Here is an 8,521-nt window from a genome sequence, read left to right as displayed (position 1 = left end):
ATTTTGCTATTTAGTTGTTCTAAATGAGAGATTTTTAACGCCGTTAGCGCCATATTTGCTCCGTCAAATTGAACAGGTATTAAGTGAAATTGGTATTAAACTTCAAACAAAGAGTCCGAGAGTAAAAAGTCAATCACGGCTCGGGTGCGTTGTGGTACCTGGCGGCGTGAAGGATAAACCAGAGAAAACACCAGCGGTTCGCTGTGCAGCGACTCAAAAATACGCACCAGTTTGCCCTCGTTGATCTCCGTCTGCACCGTTGAGGGCAGCAAAGTAGCCACGCCAAGTCCGCTGACCACCATATGTTGCAGCAGATACGGCGAGTTGCAGCTGTGGTGCTGCTGTGGTTGCAGTACCACGGGCTCCTCGTGGTGATACAGCATCTGCGCGCCGCGCTCTGCGGTTTGTTTGAGCATCAGCCAGGGCATGGCTTCCAATTCTTCAAGCGTGCGGGGTGTGTCGTGTTTTTCGAGCAGCGCCGGGCTGGCAAACAGGGCAAAACGTTCCTGATGCAGTATACGTGCAACCAAAGATTCATCACGAATAAAGCCAATGCGAATGGCCAGGTCAATCTGCTGTTCTATTAAATCGAGGGGATCGTCGTCGACAATCAGATCCAGGCTGATCTGCGGATAGCGTTGTGCCAGTTTGTCGAGCTTAGGCACCACAAACTTGTGGGCGATGTCGTGGTTCATGGTCAGCGTGACCCGCCCGCTGGGCTCGGTATCGGTAAGTTCCGCTTCAACATGCTGCAATATTCCCTTGAGCTGACGGGCATGTTGCAACACCCTTTCGCCTTCCTGAGTCAGCTTGAGCTGGCGGGTACTGCGTTGTAACAGGCGTACATTTAGTTGCAGCTCCAGCTGAGACACCTGCTCGCTCACCCGTGAGCGGCTGGAGTGTAAACGCCGTGCGGCGGCGGCAAAACTGCCACTGTCGATCACGGTTGCAAAGATGGCCAGCAGCTTCAGCGAGTTATGATTGATTGTAATCATTTTCAGAACACTTCATTTTGTAATGACTATCTTATGATAACAGTCATTTTGCCAGACAATAAGCCCGTCAACATAAGAATAAGACACAAACAGTGGAGAGATAATATGATTGCAGTAACAGGCGCAAATGGTCAGCTGGGTCGTTTGGTAATAGCGGCACTTTTAAAGCGAGTACCGGCATCTCAGGTTGTGGCCCTGGTACGAAACCCTAAGCAGGCCGAAGCATTAAGCCGTCTTGGCGTAACGCTCAGAGCCGCAGATTACGATCAGCCGCAAACCTTAACAGATGCACTTAAAGGTGTAAGTAAGCTATTACTTATATCGGGCAATATGATTGGCCAACGGGTACGGCAGCACAGCGCAGTCATCCAGGCTGCAAAACAAGCAGGTGTGACTTTGCTGGCCTATACCAGCATTTTGCATGCCGGTACATCGCCTATGCAACTGAGCGAAGAGCACCGGGTAACCGAGCAGTTGATCAAAGACTCAGGCCTGCCTTATGTGTTGCTGCGCAACGGCTGGTACAACGAAAATTACAGTGCAGGCATTGCCGGCAGTATAGAAGCGGGAGCGATTGTGGGAGCCATGCATGAAGGGCGTATTGCCAGTGCCGCGCGGGCAGATTATGCCGAGGCCGCAGCAGTGGTGCTCACCGAGCCTAATCATGCGGGTAACACCTATGAACTGGCGGGCGATCAGAGCTTTACTTTGCAGGGGCTGGCCGAGCTTGCCAGTGAGCTTAGCGGCAAAACCGTCGTTACTCAGTATGTATCTGAGCAGCAGTATGCGGATTTTCTGACTCAACTGGGCTTACCGGCCGGATTTGCCGCGTTGCTGGCCGATGCCGAAGTGCAGGTCAATGCTAACTGGCTGCACGATAGCAGCGGCACGCTGAGCCGCCTGATAGGCCGACCAACCACGCCAATGTTGCAGAGTTTGGCGCATCAGCTAAGCGTTTAACACTGTATTAGGCTAGGGGCGTTCTTCGAGCAGGCTGAGCGCCATGCTGGCCACTCTTACGCAGTTGCGCCCGGCACGCTTGGCATCGTACAAGGCGCTGTCGGCCTGATTCTGGGTGGTTTCGAATCCCTGTTGGCTGATCTCTCGGCTACAGGCAATGCCAATGCTGATGGTTAACGGCGTGTCCTGTAGCCCCAGTTGCAGGCTCTGCTGGGCAAAGGTGGTTTGTAGCTTATTTGCACTTGCCACCGCCATATCGGGCTGCATATCAAACAGCACCAGACAAAACTCTTCGCCACCCCAGCGCGCCTGCAGATCGGCGCAGCGAAAGTGCTTTTTTAGCACTTCGGCAAGACAGACAATCGCACGGTCGCCATTGTGATGGCCGTATAAGTCGTTAACGCGTTTAAAGTGGTCGAGGTCAATCATCATCACGGTGAGCGAATCGCACTTGCGCTTGCTCAGGGGCAGCAGCTCGTTTAGTTGCCGGGCCAGGCCGCGACGATTAAGCAGCCCGGTCAGCAGGTCGTGGTTGGCGGCAAACTCCAGCTCTTTCACAAAGCGCCCGGCACTGAGTAGCAATAAAATGGGGGCACCCGCCAGGATCCCCAGTAACGCTGCCACCCAGGTATAACCCGCAACCCAGTTAAAGGCCTCGCCTATCTGCGGCAAATTGCCCAGCGCACCTTGCAGGGTATAGAGAACGGAAAAAGACACTTCCAGTAACACCACGCCGACGGTGATCCTGGCAGCCAGAAACTCATTTTTATCCTGGCGTGCGTGCTTATACAGCACCCAGGCGTAGTGGCAGCGCACGGCTATCAGCCACACGCCAATCAGGGTAATACGCAGCTCCCTGTCGGGTATTACGGTGGCGGTCAGCCAGGAGATAAGTAAAATGGGTAAGACTAACCAGGCGATTTTTTGTGCAGAGGGCGTGCGTTTAACAAACTGCCAGGTGCCAATCAGCCAGGCCGAGTGCCCCAGTATCAGGAAAGTATTAAAAGTTAAAACGCGCCACTGAACGTCCAGGCTTTGCATGGTTAGCTGCGCCAGGTAGGCACAAGAGAGCAGCAACATGGCCAGTGACCACAGGCGTGTACCGACAATTGTTTGTGTCATTTTTGAGATCACAAACAGCACAGTGGCACCCGCAAGAGAGGCAATCCATAACGACAGCATCAGTGTAAGATCATGAACCTGCATTAAATAGACCTATTTGTATTCCAGTTGCTGCCCTTAAACAGGCCTTCGGTTGGACTTTTATTAATCTTCAAGCATAGCACTACCGCACCCGGATGCGCAGCGATTGCACGAAAATTGCCCTGTAAGTAGAGAATTCAGCGGTTTGGCGCGTTTAGTAATGTAAACAAAGGTAAATAGTGTTTCTCTTTTAACATGTTGATATTAGATTGGTTATAGCTGAGCGCGTTGCTGGCATCCGGTGTGCGCATTAATCTCACTTGATAAAAAGCGGCGGAGCAATTAATGTTCCCATTAGTACTTCATTTGTTAATTTATTGATATGTTGAAAGTGTCTACTTACATATTGATGGGCGCCATTGGGTTGGTGTCGTGTGCTTCATTGCTGTTTTATGACAATGAGCAAGCTTATCTTGACGGGTCAGACTCGTCGGGTGGGCAGCATAGTGCGCCGTTGAATGTGGCACAGCTACAACAGGCCATTACCCATGAGCCGGAGCCAGCGACATCGGGTTATAAAAACAGTGACGTCAGGCTGCCACAACATGAATTACAAAGCACCTACTACACCATCAATAAAGAGTCGCAGCACGCCAGGGCATTTTTCAAATCGAGTACCACTGTGCCTTATGAATTGCACAACGAAGCCTACGTGGAACTGGACGTAAAAAGCATTCGCACTTTGGCAATCGGCGACAGCTTTGAATTTTTAATTCCTCAGACACAGGAAAAAATTTGCTCTGAAATCGTAGATATCACACAGACAGATCAGGAAAAGCGATTGACCGGGCAAGTGGGTAAGCAAGCGGATGAGCGCTATCAAGTGCACCTGACTTTGACTGACGATGTAATTTACGGCCAGATCCAGCTGCCCAGTGGTAACTATGTATTTGAATCATATGGACAGTATGCCTGGGTCGCCGCAAAACGAAATATCCACACACCACCGCTCAAAAACGTCTCTGTGTATAGCCATAAGCCCGCAGAATCTCCCCCGCCCAGCGGCGTACAAACATCTTCACCGAACATCACCTTTGACACCCGTTTATGATGGCGCAATGCGCTTGGGTAACCTCATTGTTAATTTAAAATGTTAATGTGAAAAGTTTGCGTTAATAAAAATGTAATCTAGAGTATATATTCTTGCCTCGAATTCAACGACGGGAGTATATATGAAGTTATCAAGGTTGGCTCATATCACAGCTAAATCGGTTGCAATTGCAGCCATTGCATGGTCTTTTGGTGCGAATGCGTTGCCACAGTGCCCAGATCCAAGCTGGATTGAGCAAAACTATGCCAAACCTGATGTGCCCAGTGCCGGTTATCGCAATGGGCTTAATCGCTTTATTACCTGGTTACCAAGCTTCCACATGGTACATGACGAAGTGGTGGCCGAAGGCAATAGCGTAAAAGTAACCGCAAAGTTTGATTACGGCGCGGTTGCACATAAAGACCTGGAATTTGAAACGGTCCGCTTCTATCTGCGCGGACAGCAAGACAGCGACTGGCGCTACCTGGGTGATGCCGTGACCAACAGCGACGGCAAGGCCAGCGTAACCTTACCGGCAATGAACGCGGGCCAGTACCGCATTTATGCCGCAGTGCCTGCCGATGGCACCGGGGCTGAAGGGTTTGTCACTGTCATTCAGCCAAATACACCGGCCGTACTGTTTGATATCGACGGCACTTTAACCGAGTCGGACGCCGAGCAAATTGGCGACTACACCGGGATTGATCGCGCCGACCAAAAAGAGGGCGCATACAGCCTGGTACGCCGTTATCTGGACCTGGGGTATCAGCCTGTTTACCTGACCGCGCGTGTTTACTGGTATGCCAAAGGCACCCGCGACTGGTTAAACTGGATGGGGCTGCCGCGTGGTTTCCTGCGTACCTCTTTGAGCAATGAAACCAGCCTGTTTAGAACGGCTGAGTACAAAATCGAGCAGATCCAGCGGCTGCAATCGCAGGGCCTGAACATTGTACGTGCATACGGTAATGCCAAAACCGATGCCGAAGCCTTTATCCGCGCCGGCCTGGGCGCACAAAACAGCTTTACCATAGGCCCGGATGCTGGACATTACGGCACCACGGCTATTACCAACAATAGCTACTATTCACATATTACCAATGAGGTAGACACCTACCCGGCGGCGCAGTGTGAGTAAGATATAAGTTGAGGGCTTATGTGAGCATAAGTCCTCAACGCCTTATAATTGAGTCATATCATTCCTGGTCAGCCTGCTTTTTGTACATCTATTGCGATGTTTCTGTACTTCTTAAATCAAATATCTATAATGCGCGCAGCTATATTGGGGTCAATACGAGTCCGGTAGTTAATATTTGTTTGAGATAGAAATATAAGGAAAACAATGAAGCAGTTATCTCTTGTGGCTGGACTGGCCACGCTTTTGGCAGGTGCGCCTGCCGCCGCTCACACCATTAACTTTGACAAAGTAGAAGTGGGTTACAAACGTTTTGAAGTTGATGACAAAGATCTAGAGCCATTTGGTGATTTGACCGGCCTCAATCTGGCATTGAGCAAGCGCTTTGACAACCTGTATATAGAAGGCCGTTACTACAATGTGAGTGATGATCTTCACATAAGCGAGAACGACTCGTCAGGGTTTTTTCCAGATCAAACGTTCCTTAACTTGGATACAGAGTTTGAAATTCAGCAATATACAGTGGGTGCGGGTTATATCCACACACTGGACGAAACGTCTATTTTTGATGTGAGCCTGCATATTGGCCGAGTTGACCTGTCGGTAGATAGTACGCTGACGTTTGGTTACCAGGACGGTAGCGTGTCGGTCATGCCATCGAGCGCGTCTGCTGAAGACGATAGCACTATTTTCCGTTTGCGTGGTCAATATCAGACACGAGTGCTGGAAAATATTGAGTTAAAAGCGGGGCTTGGCTACGAAAAAACCACCGGCGAAGACGGTGATAGCAGTCCGCTTTTCTTTGTTGGTGCAGGTTATCACTTTAACAGCATGTTTTCGGTCAATACCGAATATCGCAATGTTGATGACTACAGCACGTTAGACGTTAACTTTAGATATAGCTTCTAACGGCGCATACATGATAAAAAAGGCCAGCCAGTTGACTGGCCTTTTTTGATCGACGCTTTAGTCTTGTTTTAATTGCGCCGCCCCGAACATTCCACTAATATTGGATGAAATCCGGAAATTTTTTGGAGTAATTATGGCAGACAGCAAAAAAACCGAAGTACGCTTTTCCGTTGACGCAGACTATCTTGCTCAGCTACAGCAACGATTAGGGTTAAAAAAATCCAGCGATCTGACCAAAGTGGCACTGACCTTACTGGATTGGGCCTCAGATGAAGTGGTGCACGACAGAGCCATTTTATCGGCAGATAAGCAAGGTAAAGACGTACATCGGCTGGTTATGCCTGAACTCAACAACATCAATAAATCAAAGCCCAACGCACAACACTAGGTATACAGGATGACGGGTAACGCACAGGACAGCGACCAAAACCACACACAATCACCATGGCAAAACCTGGACTTAAGCACCGCCCAGGACTCATCACCCATGGAAGCCCCGGTCTCCGACCCGGAGCCACTTACCGGCAAAGAAAAAGCCGGCGTAAACCTCACCTGGGGGATCATTGCCGTGCTAATCGGCTTTTTGCTGATCATTCTCAGCATTTTTGTCTGGGGCGAAATCCGCTTTTTTAACGCCATCACCGCCAACCCCAACAACACACTGACTGGCGAACAAATGCAGGCCAAGCTCGAACTGCTCGCCACCCAGCGCGCCACCTTCCGCGCCTTTTGGTTCGACACCCTCCAGCTGATCATACTCAACGTGCTGTTCCCAACCTTGACCGCGCTGCTAGGGTACGTATTTGGTACCAGCAGGAATAATGGGGCGTAAAAAGGGTGGAAGAATGCAGGGTTTGTATGTGGTTGCAAACTTTGTACGACAAGGGCGAATTCTGGCTTGATGGCCACTTTCTCTATCTGTTTGGCTTTTTTACAACGGTGTGCTTTGCCGTAATTGAGGCTGAATGGATGCTCTTGCTCACCTCGCCGCTGGTGGCATTTTTAGCCGCGATACTGCTAGGCCTGATCTTGTTCTGTTTATTTATGGCCCTGGCTATAACTCTTTTTTCCTGCCTGTTGTGTTGCTACATTAAACAGATGCTCTTTAACAAATTGACTAGATAGCGAACAAAAATCGGAAAAAGCAGGGCCAAGTTTGTGCCCAATATTTTTGGTAACTTTTGCCATGCGATTTTTCTTTAGTGAAAACAAGTATATAATTCTAGAGTGTTCCCCGCAGGCGCGGGGCTGAACCGGCCGCTTGAACCATCGGGGGAGCAAGCAACAAGTGTTCCCCGCAGGCGCGGGGCTGAACCGTATCAACAAATATTTAGAATCCATGGAAATAAGTGTTCCCCGCAGGCGCGGGGCTGAACCGGGTCTTGGTCGAGATTATGACGGCGTGTTTGAGTGTTCCCCGCAGGCGCGGGGCTGAACCGGTTGGAATAAACCCGGTTATTTCGGAGTGGTCGTGTTCCCCGCAGGCGCGGGGCTGAACCGGGCCGTTTATTTGTCTGGCCCTTGTCAATCCGGTGTTCCCCGCAGGCGCGGGGCTGAACCGATCAAAACGGATCTGCCTTCTAGTTCAGATAGGTGTTCCCCGCAGGCGCGGGGCTGAACCGCGCTGAAATTGACGCTCGTATCGGCCAACTAAGTGTTCCCCGCAGGCGCGGGGCTGAACCGGTATCGAGGCATCTTTTTTAACTCAGGAACAAGTGTTCCCCGCAGGCGCGGGGCTGAACCGGTGAATTTACATATCGCCGGCTGGGGGGAATAGTGTTCCCCGCAGGCGCGGGGCTGAACCGTCTCGCAGTTTTTACGAGACGGAATTTCCTGAGTGTTCCCCGCAGGCGCGGGGCTGAACCGGAGCGGCTGAACGATGCGGCCGTAGATATCACGTGTTCCCCGCAGGCGCGGGGCTGAACCTTCTCCATAAACAAAAAAAGCCCCAACCGGGGCGTGTTCCCCGCAGGCGCGGGGCTGAACCGGCGACTTCGTCGCTCTGAACGACAGAACTCAGGTGTTCCCCGCAGGCGCGGGGCTGAACCGGACTATACCATGACACAGCAACTAATTTTATCGTGTTCCCCGCAGGCGCGGGGCTGAACCGATTATGGCTGGTGTTAGCGAATCTATCGAAAGGTGTTCCCCGCAGGCGCGGGGCTGAACCGTTGATTAACGGAACCAGCCAATCAGTTTGTTGGTGTTCCCCGCAGGCGCGGGGCTGAACCGGTTTAAATGCTGATATTTCATGAGGGATTGCCGTGTTCCCCGCAGGCGCGGGGCTGAACC

9 protein-coding genes and 1 CRISPR repeat array are annotated in these 8,521 nt (G+C 51.1%); of the genes, 6 read left to right on the top strand and 3 right to left on the bottom strand.

Features of this window, described 5'->3' with window-relative positions; translation table 11 throughout:
* Nucleotides 1-95 precede the first annotated feature (95 nt).
* Nucleotides 96-995, bottom strand: a complete 900-nt coding sequence (locus C3B51_RS22670; protein ID WP_130246479.1) for a LysR family transcriptional regulator — start codon at nt 993-995, stop codon at nt 96-98.
* 105 nt (nt 996-1,100) lie between these two features.
* Between C3B51_RS22670 and C3B51_RS22665 the strand changes: the two genes are divergently transcribed.
* A complete protein-coding gene (locus C3B51_RS22665; RefSeq protein ID WP_130246478.1) occupies nt 1,101-1,955 on the top strand; it encodes an SDR family oxidoreductase in 855 nt (284 codons plus the stop codon).
* Nucleotides 1,956-1,967: 12 nt separating this feature from the next.
* On the opposite strand, the gene C3B51_RS22660 is transcribed toward C3B51_RS22665, so the two are convergent.
* Complete coding sequence (locus C3B51_RS22660; RefSeq protein ID WP_130246477.1) at nt 1,968-3,161, bottom strand: GGDEF domain-containing protein; 1,194 nt, start codon at nt 3,159-3,161, stop codon at nt 1,968-1,970.
* Between the two features lie 328 nt (nt 3,162-3,489).
* Between C3B51_RS22660 and C3B51_RS22655 the strand changes: the two genes are divergently transcribed.
* The 5 genes from C3B51_RS22655 (at nt 3,490) to C3B51_RS22635 (ending at nt 7,061) form a co-directional block, all read left to right on the top strand.
* Complete coding sequence (locus tag C3B51_RS22655; protein WP_130246476.1) at nt 3,490-4,209, top strand: hypothetical protein; 720 nt, start codon at nt 3,490-3,492, stop codon at nt 4,207-4,209.
* A gap of 121 nt (nt 4,210-4,330) precedes the next feature.
* Nucleotides 4,331-5,323 (top strand): LNS2 domain-containing protein, encoded by a 993-nt coding sequence (locus C3B51_RS22650; protein ID WP_130246475.1) that lies wholly within the window; start codon nt 4,331-4,333, stop codon nt 5,321-5,323.
* 204 nt (nt 5,324-5,527) lie between these two features.
* A complete protein-coding gene (locus C3B51_RS22645) occupies nt 5,528-6,229 on the top strand; it encodes a hypothetical protein (protein WP_130246474.1) in 702 nt (233 codons plus the stop codon).
* Between the two features lie 133 nt (nt 6,230-6,362).
* Nucleotides 6,363-6,617, top strand: coding sequence for a hypothetical protein (locus C3B51_RS22640; RefSeq protein ID WP_046005142.1), 255 nt, complete (start codon nt 6,363-6,365; stop codon nt 6,615-6,617).
* 9 nt (nt 6,618-6,626) lie between these two features.
* The gene (locus tag C3B51_RS22635; RefSeq protein ID WP_125717356.1) at nt 6,627-7,061 is read left to right on the top strand and encodes a hypothetical protein; all 435 of its coding nucleotides are present in this window, start codon (nt 6,627-6,629) and stop codon (nt 7,059-7,061) included.
* A gap of 206 nt (nt 7,062-7,267) precedes the next feature.
* Here C3B51_RS22635 and C3B51_RS23720 read toward each other — a convergent pair whose 3' ends face one another.
* Nucleotides 7,268-7,417: a hypothetical protein gene (locus C3B51_RS23720; protein WP_165389225.1), complete on the bottom strand. Its 150-nt coding sequence runs from the start codon at nt 7,415-7,417 to the stop codon at nt 7,268-7,270.
* 39 nt (nt 7,418-7,456) lie between these two features.
* A CRISPR array of direct repeats spans nt 7,457-8,461; the repeat unit is 29 nt; unit sequence GTGTTCCCCGCAGGCGCGGGGCTGAACCG.
* Nucleotides 8,462-8,521: the final 60 nt, after the last annotated feature.

The sequence above is a fragment of the Pseudoalteromonas rubra genome, from assembly GCF_004212645.1.
GTDB classification, from domain to species: Bacteria; Pseudomonadota; Gammaproteobacteria; order Enterobacterales; family Alteromonadaceae; genus Pseudoalteromonas; species Pseudoalteromonas rubra_G.
The sequence above is the reverse complement of the archived record's forward strand: the minus strand, read 5'-3'. Positions and strand labels throughout refer to the sequence as shown.